Raw genomic sequence first — 15,536 nt, 5'->3', positions numbered from 1 at the left:
ATCCGCATGAACCACAGTTCCCGTCGTCAGTTTCTCGTTCAAGGCACGGCCGTTGCCGCCGCCATCGCATTGCCCGGCGCGGTTTCCGCGCAGGGCCGCCCGGTGCTCAAGGCCGGCGACCAGAAGGGCGGGCTGCGCGCGCTGCTCGAGGCGGCCGGCGGGCTCGAGGGGCTGGGCTACGACATCCAGTGGTCGGAGTTCCCGGCCGCCGCGCCGCTGGCCGAGGCGCTCAATGCCGCCGCGGTCGACTCGGGGCCGATCGGCGACGCGCCGCTGATCTTTGCCCTGGCTGCAGGCACGCGCGTGAAGGCCATCGGCGCGAACCGCTCCGACTCCTACGGCACGGCGGTGCTCGTGCGGCCCGATTCGCCGCTGAAGACCGCCGCCGACCTCAAGGGAAAGAGCGTCGCGACCAACCGCGGCTCCATCGGCCACTACGTCACGCTCAAGGCCATCACCTCGGCCGGCCTCAAGCCCGAGGACGTGAACCTGCGCTTCCTGGCGCCGGCGGACGCCAAGCTCGCGCTCACGCAGGGCTCGGTCGATGCCTGGGCCACCTGGGAGCCCTACACCGCGCTGGCCGAGGTCAGCAACCATGCGCGCGTGCTCGTCAGCGGGCGCGGGCTGCTGCCGGGGCTGAGCTATCTCGCGGCCACCGACAGCGCCATTGCGGCCAAGCGGCCAGTGCTGCAGGACTTCCTGCAGCGCGTGGTGAAGGCGCAGCTCTGGTCGTACCGCAACGTCGATGCCTATTCGGCCGCGCTGGCGCGCATCATCGGCATTCCGCCCGAGGCGGCGAAGCTGCAGTTCGAGCGCCGCCAGCAGAAGTGGGTGGCCATCGATGCGCAGGTCATCGCCGACCAGCAGGGCACGGCGGATTTCTACCGCCAGGTGGGGCTCATCAAGCAGCCGCTGGACGTCAAGGGCACCTTCGACACCGGCTTCGGCGTGGCCGGCTGAACGAGGAGCGCAGGACCGTAGCTGAGTCCAAGACTCGCGTAGATGCGTCCCCGGGGCGCGGGGCTGCGCTGGCTAGAGTCGTCCCATGACTTCCTACGCCATTTCCCCCGCACCCGTTCATTCGCTGCCCATCCAGGGCGAGCAGGCCCGCTTCCCGGTCAACCGCATCTTCTGCGTGGGCCGCAACTACTCCGAGCACGCCCGCGAGATGGGCCACAACCCCGATCGCGAGCCGCCGTTCTTCTTCATGAAGCCGGCCTCGGCCATCGTGGCCGACGGCGGCGAGTTCGCCTACCCGACGCTGTCGAGCGATGTGCACCACGAGATCGAGCTGGTGGTCGCGCTCAAGACCGGCGGATCGAACATCGCCGCGGCGGACGCGCTCGGCCACGTGTACGGCTATGCCGTCGGCCTCGACATGACCCGCCGCGACCTGCAGGCCGAAGCCAAGAAGATGGGCCGCCCCTGGGACACCGGCAAGGCCTTCGACGGCTCGGCACCCTGCGGCGAGCTGGTGCCGGTGGCCAAGGCCGGCCACCCGGCCAAGGGCGAGATCCGCCTCGATGTGAACGGCGCGCAACGCCAGGTCGGCGACCTCGCCGACATGATCTGGAACGTGCCCGACACCATCGCCTACCTTTCGACCCTGTTCACGCTGCAGCCCGGCGACCTGATCTTCACGGGCACCCCGGCCGGCGTGGCGGCCGTGCAGCGCGGCGACCGCATGCGCGGCAGCGTGGCGGGCGTGGGCGTGTTCGAGGTCGCGGTCGTCTGACACTGAAGACCGCGCGCGCATCGGATCTGCTGGGCGTGGCCGGTTCGCCGGCCCGCAAGTTGGCGTACCCTCGCAGGCGAAAGACGAAGACGCCTGCCCCGATGCGCCCCTCCACACCCACGTCGGTCCGAACCTACGGCATGCACGAGCGTGCCGACCATCTCGACTTCGACATCCGCTTCCAGGGTGCGCGCAACGAGCTCACGCTGCCGCACCGGCATGCGTATTTCCAGATCCAGGTCGGCATCGAGGGCAGCTCGCAGCAGTCCATCGGCGGCGAGGTGCGCCCCTTCGGACCGCGCCACCTGAGCTTCGTGCTGCCGTACCGGGTGCACGTGATCCCGCATCCGCCCGACGCGCTGTACTGCATCGTCAACTTCGACCAGCGCTTCCTGTGGCCCGAGCTCGACGTCGACGCGCTCGACCTCGAGGACGTGTCGCTCGCGCGCCATCCCGAGCTCGCGCCTTTCCTCTTCCAGGAATACGTCGACTTCGCCTTCGACGAGGCCGACTTCGGGCGCATCCGCGGCTGGCTCGACGAGCTGCATGCGCTGAACGCCAGCCGCAGCTTCGGTGCCAAGACGGCCATGCGCGGCATCCTGCAGCAGATCATCGGGCTGGCCTGCATGCGGCAGGAGCAGGCGCTGATGCGGCTTTCGCTCCAGCACGACGGCAAGACCTCGCAGCACGACGCATTGCAGCGCGTGGTGCGCTACGTGCGCGACAACCTCGACAAGCCGCTCTCGCTCACCGACGCGGCCGCCGCCGCCTTCCTCTCGCCCAACTACCTCGCCAACCTGCTGCGCAAGGAAACCGACCGCACCTTCACCGACCTCGTGACCGAGCGGCGCATCGAGCGCGCGAAGGAGCTGCTGTCTTCCACCTCGCTGCTGGTGCGGGAGATCGCGCACCAGTGCGGCTTCACCGACGAGGCTTACTTCAACCGGCGTTTCAGGCAGGTGGTGGGGACCACGCCGCGCAACTTCAGGCGCGACCACGTGGTGGGGTCGCGGGGCTAGCTGAGAGGCGCCGTGGCCCCATGAGATCGGGCCGTGGTGGCACTTTTCGTGGCGCCACGAAGCGGGTACGTTAGCGTTTTCCGTTTCCTGCTTCCTTCCGAAAGAGTCCCCGCTCATGCCAGTCCGACACAACGAGTTCGGCCAATCCATCGGCCCCGACCTGCCCGAATGGACCCCGCGCTCCCTGCCGCCGCGCCGCACCCTCGAAGGACGCTTCTGCCGGCTCGAACCGATCGATGCCTTCAGGCACGCCGACGACCTGCACGCCGCGTACGCACAGGCCCCTGACGGGCGCGACTGGACCTACCTGGGTGTCGAGCGGCCCGCCGACCTCGACGGCACCCGGGCCTATGTGGAGCGCATCGCGAAGAGCGCCGATCCGATGCATTTCGCCGTCGTCGACAGGAAAAGCGGCCGCGCCGTCGGTTCGCTGGCGCTGATGCGCATCGACCCTGCCAACGGGGTCATCGAGGTCGGCACCGTCAATTTCTCGCCGCTGCTCAAGAACACGCCGATGTCCACCGAGGCGCAGTACCTGCTGATGAAGCTGGTGTTCGACGAACTGGGCTACCGCCGCCATGAGTGGAAGTGCGACGACTTCAACGAGCCCTCCAAGCGCGCGGCCCTGCGGCTGGGCTTCAGGTACGAGGGGCTCTTTCGCCAGGCCGTGATCTACAAGGGCCGCACGCGCGACACGGCGTGGTTCTCGATCATCGACGGCGAGTGGCCGGCGCTGCGCACGGCCTTCGAGCGCTGGCTGGCGCCCGGCAACTTCGACGAGAAGGGCGGCCAGCGCATGTCGCTCGACAAGTTCCGGCTGCCTTCCTGACGCGGCCGCCGCCGGAACGGGCCGGCGCTACTTGCCGGGCTTCTGGGCCTGCTCGCACTCGACCTGGATCAGCTCGCGCTCGTCCAGCGTCGCGCCGATGCGCACCGCGCTCAGGCAGCCGCCCCACACGCAGCCGGTGTCGGTGGAAAGCAGGTCGGGCCGCGAGAGCCAGCCCAGCGTCGACCAGTGGCCGAAGGCGAGCGTCGCATTCGCCGTCTTGCGCCCGGGCACGTCGAACCAGGGCATGTAGCCCTCGGGCGCGTTGGAGGCGCTGTCCGTGACCTCGAAGTCCATCACGCCGCCGGCCGTGCAGAAGCGCAGCCGCGTGAGCGCGTTGACGATGGCGCGCAGCCGGGCGTTGCCCGTGAGCGTGTCCTGCCACTGGGCCGGCTCGTTGCCGTACATCGACATCATGAATTCGCCCAGCGCCGGCCCGCGCAGCACCGATTCGACCTCGGAGGCCAGCACCAGCGTCTCGCCCACCGTCCATTGCGGCAGTACGCCCGCGTGCACCATCAGCAGGTCGCCGCTGCCTATGCGCATGTGCAGCGCCATGTGCTGGTTGCGCAGCCATTCGAGCAGCTCCTCGGCGTCGGGCGCGGCCAGGAGCTCGCCCAGCGTGTCCTTGCGCCCGGGCTTGCGCGCGCCGTGTGCCACGCCCAGCAGGTGCAGGTCGTGGTTGCCCAGAAGGCTCAGGGCGGAGGCGCCGTAGCCCCGTATGCGGCGCAGCACGGCAAGCGAGTCGGGGCCCCGGTTCACCAGGTCGCCCAGCAGCACGATGGTGTCGCGGCTGGGGGAGAAATCGATCTTCTGCAGCAGGCGCCCGAGGGGGGCGTCGCAGCCCTGCAGGTCGCCAATCAAGTAAAGTGCCATTCCCCCATTCTCTCCCGCAGTTCATGGATGTCTTCCTCCTGGCCTTGCTGACCACGCTCAACGCGTTGTTCGCAATGTCCGAAATGGCCCTTTCCACCAGCCGGCGTGCTCGTCTCGCGGCCTTGGCCGAAACGGGGGACACCGGCGCGGTGGCCGCGCTGAAGCTGATGGAGGCGCCCACGCAGTTCCTCTCGACGGTGCAGATCGGCATCACCTCCATCGGCATGCTCAGCGGCATCGTGGGCGAGGCGGCCTTCGCCGAGCCGCTCGCGGTCTGGATGGAAAGCGTCGGCATGGGCCGCGGCACCGCGAGCATCGCCTCCACCGCCGTGGTGGTGAGCTGCATCACCTTCTTCACGATCATCTTCGGCGAGCTGGTGCCCAAGCGCATCGGCCAGCTGTACCCCGAGCCGGTGGCGCGCTGGGTGTCGCGCCCCATGCGCGGACTGGCCAAGGCGGCCAAGCCCTTCGTGTGGCTGCTGGCGGGCGCCACGGCCACCACGCTGAAGGTGCTTCGCATCGACGCCAATGCGGCCCGCTCGGTGACCGAGGAGGAAATCTCCGCCAGCCTCGAGGAAGGCGTGGACGCCGGCGTCATCGAGCAGCACGAGCACCAGATGGTGCGCAACGTGTTCCATCTCGACGACAGGCGGCTGTCGTCGCTGATGATCCCGCGCGCCGACATCGAATGGCTCGACGCCTCCTTCACCGTGCAGCAGGCGCTGCAGAAGGTGGCCGACGCGGGTGCGCTCAACCTCGTGCATTCCTGGTATCCGGTGTGCCGCAATTCGCTCGACGACGTGGTCGGCGTGATCAGCGTGGCGCATCTGCTGCGCCTGGGCCCCGCGCATTCCGGCGTGCTGGGCCAGGAGGCCACGCCCGCGGTGTTCGTGCCCGAGACCCTCACCGGCATGGAACTGCTGGAGCAGTTCCGCGCCCGTGCCGGCCGCCTCGTGTTCGTGGTCGACGAATACGGCGTGGTGCAGGGCCTCATGACCCCGCGCGACCTGCTCGAGGCCATCACCGGCGAGCTGCAGCCCGGCATGCAGACCGATGCCTGGGCCCACCAGCGGCCCGACGGGCTGTGGGAGCTCGACGGGCTCATGCCCGTGTCGGAACTGCGCGCGCGCCTGGGCATCCGCGAGCTGCCCGACGAGGAGCGCGGCCTCTACAACACCATGGCCGGCCTGCTGATGGCCGTGTCGGGCCACCTGCCGGAGGTGGGCGAGCACATCGACTGCGCCGGCTGGTGCTTCGAGATCGTCGCGCTGGAGGGCCGCCGCATCGACCGCGTGCTGGCCTCGCCCGACCCGACGGCGCCGCCGAAGGAAGAGTAGGGCGCGGGCCATGCTGTCGCTGCAGGCCCTGAGCTGCCCCCAATGCTCCGCGCCGCTGCCGCGCGCCGCCCGTTGGCGCACTGTGAACTGCAGCTACTGCGGCACCGCCGTGGTGCGCGGCGAGGAGATCGTCGAGCGCGAGAGCTTCCGCGCCGCGCTGCGCAGGGCCAATGCGGACGTGCCCGGCGGCCGGGTGCTCGTGTGGCGCGGCGCGCGCTACCGCGTGCTGGCGCCGCTGGCCACGGGGGAGCACGGCGAAGTGCTGCTGGCAGAACGCCTGGGCGCGCTGCCCGAACGCGTCACCTTCAAGCTCGCGCGCGACAGCTCCGCCGACGGCGTGCTGCAGCGCGAAGGCGTCGTGCTGCAGGCCCTGCAGGACCTTTCCGTGCCCGGTGCGGCCTACTTCACCCGCCGCCTGCCGCAGCCGCTGGGCACGGGCGTGGCCGCGGGGCTGGCGAGCGCCCTCGGCGATGGCTCCCGGCAGGCGCTGGTACTGCGCCACCCGACCGGCTTCTGGGGCAGCCTGCAGGACGTGCAGCAGGCCAACCTGCAAGGCATCGATCCGCGTCATGCGGTCTGGATCTGGCGGCGCATGCTCGAGGTGCTGGCCTTCGTGCACGGCGCGGGCTGGACGCATCGCGATCTTTCCCCGGCCCATGCGCTCGTGCATCCGCGCGACCATGGCGTGCTGCTCATCGGCTGGTCGCGCGCGCAGCACGCCACCGGCGCGGCTCACGATGCCGCTGCGGCGCGCGATCTCATGCAGGCCGCATGGACCGTGCGCGCCGTGCTGCATGGCGGCGCGGCGGGCGAGCCCGGCCTCGGCGCCCATACACCCGCGCCGCTCGCCGCCTTGCTGCGCGAGTGCAGCGAAGACGCCGCCGCCTGCCGGCGCCTCGGCGCGCAGGGCATCGAGCAGGCTCTTTCGGCCGCGTCGCGCGAAGCCTTCGGCGCACCGAGGTTCGTCCATTTCGATCCGGCGCCCGCACCGCGCGCCGGCGCCTGAATCAACGCAACACGCACGACAGTCACAGAGGAGCAGAACCCATGGGCTACGGAAACTACTCGCACGCCGCCCACACGGCACTCATCGCCGACCGCGCCAGCCGGTCCGGCGCGGAGGTCTTCACGCAGCGCACCACCCACCCGCTGATGAATCCGCACGGGCTCAAGGTGCGCGAGTCGCGCGACAACGCCGACCACCCGAATTCGCTGGGCATCGTCTTCGCGCTCGACGTGACCGGCTCCATGGGCGACATCCCGCAGACCCTGGCGCGCCGCGAGCTGCCCACCTTCATGAAGCTGCTGACCGACTGCGGCGTGGCGGACCCGCAGCTCATGTTCATGGCCATCGGCGACGCCAACTCCGACCATGCGCCCCTGCAGGTGGGCCAGTTCGAGTCGACCGCCAACCTCATGGACCAGTGGCTCACCTGGAGCTACCTCGAAGGCGGTGGCGGCGGCACCGGCGAGGAGAGCTACGAGCTGGCCTTCTACGTCATGGCGCAGCACACCGACATGGACTGCTGGGTCAAGCGCAGGAAGCGCGGCTACCTGTTCGTCACCGGCGACGAGCTGCCGTACCCGGCCGTCTCGCGCCACCAGATCGAAGGCCTCGTCGGCGAGAAGCTCGACGAGGACATTCCCATCGAGGAAGTCATCGCCGCCGCGGCCGAGACCACGAACCTGTTCTTCCTGATTCCCGACGCGCAGCGCCGCCGCCGCTGCGAGCCGCGCTGGCGCGAGCTGCTGGGCGATCACGTCATCTGCATGGACTCGCCCGACGACGCCTGCGCCGTGGCCGCCGGCATCGTCGCCCTCACCGAGAAGGCCGTGCCCAGCCTCGAGGCGCTGGCCGGCGTGATGAGCGCCACCGGCATGGAAAAGGAGCGCGTCGGCGGCGTGCTGCACGCGCTCGACGGCTATGCGGCGCTGCTCGATCCGTCGGCATCGCGCCGTGCGCATCCGGCCGTGGCCGCCGCGGCCTCCGGGCCGCGCTCGTCGTGGTGGAAGCGGCTCTTCGGTTGACGGCATCGACGGCTGCCGCGTGACCGCCACCGACCCGGCAACGCCCACGCGCTACGTCTCGCTGCTGGGCCTCGGCTTCGGCGACTGCGGCAAGGGGCTCTTCACCGACCACCTGTGCGGCGAGCTGCAGGCCCACACGGTGGTGCGCTTCAACGGCGGTGCCCAGGCCGGGCACAACGTGGTGTTGGCCGACGGGCGGCACCACACCTTCTCGCAATTCGGCGCCGGCAGTTTCCATGCGGGCGTGGGCACGGTGCTCGCTAGCCCGGTGGTGGTGCACCCCACCGCGCTGCGCGTCGAGGAAGAGGCATTGCGGCGCGCGGGCGTGGCCGATGCGTTCTCGCGCCTGCTGGTCGACGCGCGCTGCCGCGTGACCACGCCGTTCCACCAGGCGTCCGGCCGCCTGCGCGAGTGGGCGCGCGGGGAGGAGGGCGCGCACGGCAGCTGCGGCGTGGGGGTTGGCGAAACCGTGCGGCATGCGTTGGCCTCGCCCGGCGAGGCTTTGTTCTACGGCGACCTGACCCGGCCCGCGTCGGCGCTCGAGAAGATCGAGGCACTGCGCAACGCCTTGTTGGGCGAGTTCGCCTCGCTCGCGGTCCCCTCGCATGCCGATGAGGCACAGGAACTCGCCATGCTCCGCGACAACACGCTCGCCCGTCGCTGGCTCGGCGCCGTGGCGCCTTGCCTCGCGCAGTCGCCGCCCGCGAGCGCGGACCGCATCGCCGAGCGCCTCGCGCGCCCCGGCGCCGTTGTCTTCGAGGGCGCGCAGGGCGTGCTGCTCGACGAGTGGCGCGGCTTCCATCCGCACACCACCTGGAGCACGATTTCGGCCGCGGCGGTCGAGGCCGTACTGCGTGACGCGGGCATCGACGCCACCGTGCAGCACCTCGGCGTGCTGCGCAGCTATCTCACGCGCCACGGCCCCGGCCCGTTGCCCACGCACGATCGCACGCTCGATGCCCGGCTCGCAGAGCCGCACAACTCGGACGACGGCTGGCAGGGCGTGTTCCGCAGGGGGCATCCCGACGCGGTGCTGCTGCGGTATGCGCTCGACGCGGTCGGGGCGCTCGACGGGCTGGTGGTGAGCCACCTCGATGCCATCGGGCGCGCGCAGCTGCGGTGGTGCGCGGGCTATCGCACCGTCGACGAGGGCCGCCTCTCGTCGCTGCCGCTCGGCGGCGTGCGGGACCTCGATCACCAGCAGGCGTTGACGCAGCTGCTGCAGGGCGCCGAGCCCATCTACGAGCCGCACCTCATCGCCACGCCGCACGCATGGGTGGAGCATGCCGAAGCGCTCGGCGGCCTGCCTGTTCGCTTCGGCGCATTCGGGCCGACGCGCGAAGCCGTGCGCGCGCGCAAGCATCTGCCCTGATCGTTCGTGAAAGAAATTCCGTGGACTACAACATCCCCCTGGTCGCCGGTGCCGTGCTCAGCGCCATTGCCGCGCTGCTGCACGTCTGCGTGATCTTCGGCGGACCGGCGTGGTACCGCTTCTTCGGCGCGGGGGAGCGCATGGCCGCCGGCGCGGCGGCCGGGCACCTGTATCCGGCGCTGGTCACGCTGCTGATCGCAAGCGTGCTGGCCACGTGGGCCGCGTACGCGCTCTCCGGGGCAGGGGTGCTGCAGCCCTTGCCGCTGCTGGCTTTTGCACTGCCGGCGATCACTGCCGTGTACCTGCTGCGGGGGCTTGTCGTCGTCGTGCTCTTCCTGTTCGACAGGCGGCGGCTGACGGCCTTCTGGGTGTGGAGCTCGCTGATCTGCCTCGTGTACGGCGTCGTCCACCTCGTGGGCCTGCTTCAGGTTTGGGACAGGCTCTGACGCCGGGGCACGAGCCGGCGTCGCTGCAGAATGTCCGCCACACCTGAAAGTCCCGAGATGACGATCGACCCATTCGACGAAGGGCTCCAGCACCGGCACATCGTGCCGTACGACCCCGCCTATGCCGAAGTCTTCTCCCTCGTGCAGGAGTACGCGCGAGGGTGCATCGAAGGCGTCGAGCTCGTGCACATCGGCAGCACGGCGGTGGTCGGTCTGCGTGGCAAGCCCATGGTCGACATCACGGCCATCACCGCGCGCGAGAACCTGCGCGAGGAGCAGAAGATCTTCGAGCAGGCCGGCTTCCACCGCAGGCCGGTGTGGGTGGACAAGGACGAGAAGCCCTATGTCTGCGGCTCCGTGCTGCATGGCGGGCGGCGCTTCAACGTCAACATCCACATCTGCCATCGCGGCGATCCGGTGCACAAGGATTCGCTTGCCTTCATCGACATCCTCGAGCGCCGGCCCGACCTGCGCCGCAGGTACGAGGAGGCCAAGGACCGCGCCCACGCCGTGGACCCTGCCGATCCGCAGATCTACAACCGCGAGAAGGAGGCAGTCATCAGGGAGATCGAGGCGCAGATTCCAAAAGCCTGACGACGACGCAGCCTCCCTTACACTGCCGCCCATGCGTGCGCAGGGCCCAACTTCCTCCGCGTCGAACGACGCGGTCGCAGGCGCGGAAGCCGTGCCCGGCCCCGCCGACTCCCACGCCCAGCTCGTTCGCCAGCGCCTCCTGCGCCGCATGTTCGTGATGGGCCCGCCCACCGTGCTGACGGCGCTTGCAGCGGCCATCGCGATGGCGGGCGTGTTCTTCTGGATGACCCGCGGCCTCGGCGCACTGGCGTGGGGCATCGTGATCTGCACGCTGCTCGGCCTGCGGCTGGTGTTCATGCGCTGGAACGCACGCCTGTATCCCGAGCCGGAATTCACTCTGCGCCAGCCCGACGGCGCATGGCGCTTCATGCTGCCGCTGGGCGCCTACATGTCGATGTGGACGCTGGCGCCCTGGGCGCTCATGCCGCCGGGCACCGAGTCGCCCATGCGCATCCTTATCCTGCTGCTGGGCATGTTCGCCGTGCTCATGGGCTCGGTGCCGGTGATCGCCACCTGGCGCGCGATGGTCCCGGTGGTCACCATCCCGCTCACGCTGGGCGTGGTGACGCGCTTCGCGTGGATGGGCGGCACGGACGGCTGGTTCGCCTGCGTGGTCGGCCTGCTGTTCGGCGGCTCGATGGCGCGCTACGCGCTGTCGCAGCACCAGCTCATCCGGCGAAGCCTCTCCGACCAGATCGACAAGGAGCTGCTGAGCGAGCAGCTGATGCGCCAGTCCTTCGAGCTGCAGCGGCTCAACCGCGAGCGCAGCCGCTTCTTCGCCTCGGCCAGCCACGACCTGCGCCAGCCGGTGCATGCGCTCGCGCTGTTCTCGCGCTCGCTGGAGCGCGACCTCGCGGACCACCCGCTGGCGCCGGTGGCGGGCCGCGTGGTGCAGGCGACCGACGCCGTGAGCGGCCTGCTCAACGCGATGCTCGACATCTCCAAGATCGACGCGGGCACCGTGGTGCCCCAGCCCGTGGAGATCGCGGTGGACCCGCTGTTCCTGCGGCTGGCGCAGCTCTTCGAGCCGAGGGCCCAGGAGGCGGGGCTGTCGCTGCGCTTCCACACCGCGCCCGAATGGCTGCAGACCGATGCCGACCTGCTGCTGCGCGTGCTGACCAACTTCGTCGACAACGCCCTCAAGTACACGCGACGCGGCGGCATCCTCGTGAGCGCGAGACCGCGCGGCGACCGCCTGCGCCTGGCCGTGTGGGACACCGGCCTGGGCATCGCGCCCGAGCACCTGCCCCATGTGTTCGACGAGTTCTACCAGGTCGACAACCCGCAGCGCGACGTGGCGCGCGGGCTGGGCATCGGGCTGGCCATCGTCAAGCGCCTGGTCGACCTGCTCGGCGGCGAGATCGGCGTGCGCTCGCGGCGCGGCCGCGGCAGCGTGTTCTGGGTCGACCTGCCGCGCCGGCCGCCGGCGCCCGCGGGCCTGGTCCTCGCGCCCACAACGACACCTGCGCCCGCCAGTGCCGAAGCGAACGAATCGCCGCTGGTGCCGCCCCGCGTGCTGCTGCTCGACGACGAACAGCCGGTGGGCGAGGCGGTGCGCATGTGGCTGGCGCCTTATTGCGAACGCATCGAGATCACGTCCCGGCTGGCCGATGCCGGCGCGAAGGTGCGGGCGACGCCGGAAGGCTTCGACGCCTTCATCATCGATTTCCGGCTGGCCGACCCGCAGGACGGCATCCAGGCGACGGCGGAGCTGCGCAAGCTGGCCGGGCGCCACGTGCCCACGATCCTGGTCACCGGAGACACCGATCCGGAGCGCGTGCGCGCCGCCTACGCCAGCGGCCTGGTGGTGATGTTCAAGCCGGTCCAGCCCGAAGTGCTGCTGCGGACCCTGCACCAGATCATTCATGACGGCGAGAAGGAGTCGCGGGCGACGGGTTGACCGATCAGCCCGGTCAGGTTGGAATGCCGCAAGGACTCCTCGTATTTCCAGGAAAGGACCTGCCTTGAAGCTCGATTCGAAACTGATTCCGGGCGCAGCCCTGGCGCTGACAGTCCTGTCGATGACCGCCTGCGGGACACCGAAGGCGAAGGACGACGCCCCGGCCGGGGCCTGCCGGCCTGACGCTGCCGCCGCCCTGGCGGGCAAGAACGGCGTCAGCGACGCCGAAGCGCGGCAGATGACCGGCGCCTCCATCGTTCGCCAGGTCCAGCCCGGACAGCCCGTGACGATGGACTACCGACGCGAGCGCGTGACGATCGAGACGGATCCGAAGACGGGCAAGATCGTTCGAGCCTACTGCGGGTAGGCAGGGGCGGTGGGGCTCCAAGCTGGCGTTTCGCGGTGTCCCTCTCTCACCACGCATACCCCGCCTGCACCCGAGCCGCCACCCGGCTGCCGCTCCCGCTGCTGGTCGCGGTCGAAAGCCCCACGCCCAGGTTCAGGTTGTCGTTGACCTGGTAGCCGAAGGCGACACCCACTCCCGACGCGCCCGCGTAGCTGCCGACGGCGGCGCCCATCCATTTCCTGCCTGCCGGCAGCGTCGGCATCGACGGCATGGCCAGTGCCGCCGCGACGCCTTGCGCGGCGAAAGCGTTCGCCTGGCTCGTCGCGTTGGCCACGGCCTGCTGCAGCTGGCCGAGGTTGACGGCGTCGGTGGGCAGCACGCCGGGCGCGACATTCGTGATGCCGCGCAACTGGTTGGTGGCTGCATTGCCCACCGACACGGTGTTGTCGCGATCTGCCACGGAGCCCTGGCCCAGCGCCACCGAGTTGCTGCCGCTCGCCAGCGTGTTGGCGCCCAGCGCGACGGCGTTGTTGCCGGTGGCCACGGCGTTGTTGCCCACCGCCGTGGTGGGGTCGGCCAGCGCCTTCGCGCCCGCGCCGATGGCGACCGAGCCCGCGTGGTCGGCCTGCGCGCCGTTGCCGATGGCCACGGTGTTCTCGCCGTTGGCCTGCGCATTGGTGCCCATCGAGGTGCTGCCCGCGCCGCTGGCGCCGGCGCCCGTGCCGCAGGCCACGGAGCCGCTCGCGCTCACGGCGCATACGCCGCTCGACAGGGCCTGGTTCATCAGCGACTGCAGCGCATTGACCTGCTGCACGGTGAAGTTGTTCGCGGTGGTGATGGCCGTCTGCTGCGCCTGCTGCACCTGGCCGACGTTGGCTGCGTCGGTGCTCGCCTGGCCGGCGGCCACGTTGTTGATGGTGGTGCCGGTGCCGCCGTTGGCGTTGAGCTGCAGCGTGGTGCCGCCCGCGCCGTACTGCGCCGAGTTCTGCGCGAGGCCCAGGGCCGTGTTGGAGGTCTGCTGCACGGTGTAGAGCTGGCTGCCGTTGACGGCGTCGGTGCTGGTGGCGCTCACCGTGCCCGCGCTCACGTTGACGAGGGTGCGCGTCTGGCCCGCCGAGCCGAAGGAGACCGTGTTCGCCGTGGTGGCGACCGAGTTGGCGCCGATGGCGACGCTGTTGGTCGCGCCGCTCGCGACCTGGCTGCCCGAGCCGATGGCCACGCTGCTGGCGGCCAGCGCCGATGCGCCGGCGGATCCGTTGTAGGCGCCGCCGATCGCCGTGCTGCCATCGCCCGATGCCACCGCGCCCCGGGTGGTGCCCGAGGCGCTGCCGATGGCGATCGCCGAAACGCCCGATGCCTGCGCGCCGCTGCCGCCGGTCTGGCCGGTGAAGCCGCAGCAGCCGTTGCCGCCCGTGCCCCCGGCGCCGACGGCGATGGCGCCACTGGCCGAGGCGCTGGCCCCGGTGCCGCCGGTACCGCCGGTGCCGCCGGCCGTTCCGTAGCCGCCGGTACCGCCGCCGCCGATGGCGGTCGCGCCGCCCGCGGTGGCGCTGGCGCCCGCGCCGCCCACGCCGCCGGTCGCGCCGGAGTTGGAGGTGCCGCCGCTGCCGCCGGCACCCACCGCGGTTCCGCCGTCCGCCGTGACGGTCGGCGCGGCGCCACCGGCTCCGCCCGTTCCGCCGGAGTCCGCCACGCCCGTGCTCCCGGCCGTTCCTCCGACGAAGCCGTCGGCGAAGGCGCCGCCCGCGGCGAGCAGGGCGATGGCGGGCCAGTACCGGAGCGCGCGCCGCAGCCGCCGCCGTGGCCGCTGGCGGCCTCCGGTGGCTTCGATGGGGGCGCCGCTGGCATCGGCCTGAGTGAACATGGTGTTTCCTGTGATGAAGAACGAGAACGACAAGACAGCGGCGAACGCGCCGGACGCGGGCGAGTGTGTCGTTTCGTTTCCAGCGCATCCATACCCGAAAACAAGTAAATCGGGCCTGCCGGCATAGGCGCGGCGCTCGTTCCGCCGGTGCGCGCCAGCGGAACGCGTGACCAATTCATGAGAGGCAAAAAGTATTCATCCGACGCAGACTCGGCGCCTCCCGCTTCCAAGGTTCAGCGCATGCCCAAACTCGTCGACTACGTCCGCCAGAACTTCCCCATCGATCTGCAGCGCGCCAAGGTCCGCCATGCGATCCAGTTCGGGGATGGGCTGGGCCTCGGCCTGATGAGCCAGGAGCTGTCCGAGGGTGAATGCCGGGGTATCGTCGACAAGGTGGTGCTGAAGCCCGCCGGCGGCGGCCATCGCCATGTGCGCTTCGTCGGATTCAACCAGGAGCGGGTCGACGAGCTCGGCGCCTGTCTCGACATCGCGCTGGTGATGCTGCGCAAGGCCAGGGCCGATGTAGGCCTGCACACGTGGCCGGGCAAGACGAACTACGAAACCATCTTCGGCTCGCGTGCGTGGCACGGCAGCAGCGCGACCCGCAAGGCGGGCATTGCCGCCGGCAATGCGGCGGCCGAATCAGGATTCATGTCGCGATCGAAGTACGTGCGGGAAAAGCTCGGCCAGATGGAGGCCGACCTGAGGGACCCGCGCTGGATGCTCTACGACAGCAACGAGAGAGGCGACGCCGCCGCCTTGAAGGGCGGGCGAGGCGGCTATCTCATGGCGATCGGGCCGTCATTTCCGAAGGGAACCGCCGGCCACTTCCATGCCGGCGTGCTGATCCACGAGGTGGGCCACAACCTCGGGCTCGCCGACGTCTGCGGCGAGTGCCAGCAGCACCGGCTGCTGCTGGATGCGGCGCACTACACGCCTCGCGCCGATGCCGACATTCCGCAGTGCACCGGCAACAACGCGCACGGGCCGCTGGCCGCTTCGGGAAGGGGGCATTTCATCGGATCGAAGCAGGTGAAGCGCCTCGCCGAGCGGCACAAGAACGCCACCATCTACAACACCGACTCCTACCGCTGGTACTGCTACGCCTTCTTCAGGAACGAGGTGGACGCGGGCATCGCGACGCACAAGGCGCTGTCGGCGGCAGTGGCCGCGGCCTGACGATCAGGGGCGTC

General features: G+C 70.4%; 15 protein-coding genes. 13 read left to right on the top strand and 2 right to left on the bottom strand.

The features are described 5' to 3' along the window. Window positions 1-6 precede the first annotated feature (6 nt). The 4 genes from ABL840_RS29165 to ABL840_RS29150 all read left to right on the top strand — a co-directional run bounded on the left by ABL840_RS29165 (window position 7) and on the right by ABL840_RS29150 (window position 3,583). A complete protein-coding gene (locus tag ABL840_RS29165; RefSeq protein WP_093305602.1) occupies window positions 7-960 on the top strand; it encodes an ABC transporter substrate-binding protein in 954 nt (317 codons plus the stop codon). Window positions 961-1,045: 85 nt separating this feature from the next. Continuing rightward, window positions 1,046-1,735 carry a fumarylacetoacetate hydrolase family protein gene (locus tag ABL840_RS29160; protein ID WP_093305462.1) on the top strand — a complete coding sequence of 230 codons (690 nt, stop codon included), beginning with the start codon at window positions 1,046-1,048 and terminating at the stop codon, window positions 1,733-1,735. A 101-nt stretch (window positions 1,736-1,836) separates the two neighbouring features. Then, window positions 1,837-2,754: a helix-turn-helix transcriptional regulator gene (locus ABL840_RS29155; RefSeq protein WP_256228416.1), complete on the top strand. Its 918-nt coding sequence runs from the start codon at window positions 1,837-1,839 to the stop codon at window positions 2,752-2,754. Between the two features lie 115 nt (window positions 2,755-2,869). Continuing rightward, the gene (locus tag ABL840_RS29150) at window positions 2,870-3,583 is read left to right on the top strand and encodes a GNAT family N-acetyltransferase (RefSeq protein ID WP_093305460.1); all 714 of its coding nucleotides are present in this window, start codon (window positions 2,870-2,872) and stop codon (window positions 3,581-3,583) included. A 27-nt stretch (window positions 3,584-3,610) separates the two neighbouring features. On the opposite strand, the gene ABL840_RS29145 is transcribed toward ABL840_RS29150, so the two are convergent. Then, the gene (locus tag ABL840_RS29145; protein WP_093305458.1) at window positions 3,611-4,456 is read right to left on the bottom strand and encodes a symmetrical bis(5'-nucleosyl)-tetraphosphatase; all 846 of its coding nucleotides are present in this window, start codon (window positions 4,454-4,456) and stop codon (window positions 3,611-3,613) included. A 23-nt stretch (window positions 4,457-4,479) separates the two neighbouring features. Here ABL840_RS29145 and ABL840_RS29140 point away from each other — a divergent pair, with 23 nt between their 5' ends. The 8 genes from ABL840_RS29140 (at window position 4,480) to ABL840_RS29105 (ending at window position 12,500) form a co-directional block, all read left to right on the top strand. Continuing rightward, window positions 4,480-5,793 carry a hemolysin family protein gene (locus ABL840_RS29140; protein ID WP_093305456.1) on the top strand — a complete coding sequence of 438 codons (1,314 nt, stop codon included), beginning with the start codon at window positions 4,480-4,482 and terminating at the stop codon, window positions 5,791-5,793. A gap of 10 nt (window positions 5,794-5,803) precedes the next feature. Next, window positions 5,804-6,799: a lipopolysaccharide kinase InaA family protein gene (locus ABL840_RS29135; RefSeq protein ID WP_093305454.1), complete on the top strand. Its 996-nt coding sequence runs from the start codon at window positions 5,804-5,806 to the stop codon at window positions 6,797-6,799. Between the two features lie 41 nt (window positions 6,800-6,840). Continuing rightward, window positions 6,841-7,821: a hypothetical protein gene (locus tag ABL840_RS29130; RefSeq protein ID WP_093305453.1), complete on the top strand. Its 981-nt coding sequence runs from the start codon at window positions 6,841-6,843 to the stop codon at window positions 7,819-7,821. A gap of 19 nt (window positions 7,822-7,840) precedes the next feature. Further along, entirely contained in the window at window positions 7,841-9,193 is a 1,353-nt protein-coding gene (locus ABL840_RS29125) for an adenylosuccinate synthetase (RefSeq protein WP_418116045.1), read from the top strand. A gap of 20 nt (window positions 9,194-9,213) precedes the next feature. Then, window positions 9,214-9,639 carry a hypothetical protein gene (locus ABL840_RS29120; RefSeq protein ID WP_093305450.1) on the top strand — a complete coding sequence of 142 codons (426 nt, stop codon included), beginning with the start codon at window positions 9,214-9,216 and terminating at the stop codon, window positions 9,637-9,639. Window positions 9,640-9,696: 57 nt separating this feature from the next. Further along, a complete protein-coding gene (locus ABL840_RS29115; protein ID WP_176947572.1) occupies window positions 9,697-10,233 on the top strand; it encodes a GrpB family protein in 537 nt (178 codons plus the stop codon). A gap of 31 nt (window positions 10,234-10,264) precedes the next feature. Then, window positions 10,265-12,133, top strand: coding sequence for a sensor histidine kinase (locus ABL840_RS29110; protein ID WP_093305446.1), 1,869 nt, complete (start codon window positions 10,265-10,267; stop codon window positions 12,131-12,133). A 64-nt stretch (window positions 12,134-12,197) separates the two neighbouring features. Further along, complete coding sequence (locus ABL840_RS29105) at window positions 12,198-12,500, top strand: I78 family peptidase inhibitor (RefSeq protein ID WP_256228418.1); 303 nt, start codon at window positions 12,198-12,200, stop codon at window positions 12,498-12,500. Window positions 12,501-12,546: 46 nt separating this feature from the next. On the opposite strand, the gene ABL840_RS29100 is transcribed toward ABL840_RS29105, so the two are convergent. After that, entirely contained in the window at window positions 12,547-14,343 is a 1,797-nt protein-coding gene (locus ABL840_RS29100) for a YadA family autotransporter adhesin (RefSeq protein WP_093305444.1), read from the bottom strand. A 240-nt stretch (window positions 14,344-14,583) separates the two neighbouring features. Between ABL840_RS29100 and ABL840_RS29095 the strand changes: the two genes are divergently transcribed. Continuing rightward, window positions 14,584-15,522, top strand: coding sequence for a hypothetical protein (locus ABL840_RS29095; protein WP_093305442.1), 939 nt, complete (start codon window positions 14,584-14,586; stop codon window positions 15,520-15,522). Window positions 15,523-15,536 lie beyond the last annotated feature (14 nt).

The organism is Variovorax sp. NFACC27 (assembly GCF_048301545.1).
Taxonomy (GTDB): Bacteria; Pseudomonadota; Gammaproteobacteria; order Burkholderiales; family Burkholderiaceae_C; genus Variovorax; species Variovorax gossypii.
This window is presented reverse-complemented; position numbering and strand designations above follow the sequence as displayed.

Excerpts from the sequence above, each read along its gene's own strand:
- ABL840_RS29095 (WP_093305442.1), top strand. The coding sequence starts at position 14,584 with ATGCCCAAACTCGTCGACTACGTCCGCCAGAACTTCCCCATCGATCTG.
- ABL840_RS29115 (WP_176947572.1), top strand. The coding sequence starts at position 9,697 with ATGACGATCGACCCATTCGACGAAGGGCTCCAGCACCGGCACATCGTG.
- ABL840_RS29140 (WP_093305456.1), top strand. The coding sequence starts at position 4,480 with ATGGATGTCTTCCTCCTGGCCTTGCTGACCACGCTCAACGCGTTGTTC.
- ABL840_RS29150 (WP_093305460.1), top strand. The coding sequence starts at position 2,870 with ATGCCAGTCCGACACAACGAGTTCGGCCAATCCATCGGCCCCGACCTG.
- ABL840_RS29160 (WP_093305462.1), top strand. The coding sequence starts at position 1,046 with ATGACTTCCTACGCCATTTCCCCCGCACCCGTTCATTCGCTGCCCATC.
- ABL840_RS29100 (WP_093305444.1), bottom strand. The coding sequence starts at position 14,343 with ATGTTCACTCAGGCCGATGCCAGCGGCGCCCCCATCGAAGCCACCGGA.
- ABL840_RS29145 (WP_093305458.1), bottom strand. The coding sequence starts at position 4,456 with ATGGCACTTTACTTGATTGGCGACCTGCAGGGCTGCGACGCCCCCCTC.
- ABL840_RS29110 (WP_093305446.1), top strand. The coding sequence starts at position 10,265 with ATGCGTGCGCAGGGCCCAACTTCCTCCGCGTCGAACGACGCGGTCGCA.
- ABL840_RS29130 (WP_093305453.1), top strand. The coding sequence starts at position 6,841 with ATGGGCTACGGAAACTACTCGCACGCCGCCCACACGGCACTCATCGCC.
- ABL840_RS29155 (WP_256228416.1), top strand. The coding sequence starts at position 1,837 with ATGCGCCCCTCCACACCCACGTCGGTCCGAACCTACGGCATGCACGAG.
- ABL840_RS29165 (WP_093305602.1), top strand. The coding sequence starts at position 7 with ATGAACCACAGTTCCCGTCGTCAGTTTCTCGTTCAAGGCACGGCCGTT.
- ABL840_RS29135 (WP_093305454.1), top strand. The coding sequence starts at position 5,804 with ATGCTGTCGCTGCAGGCCCTGAGCTGCCCCCAATGCTCCGCGCCGCTG.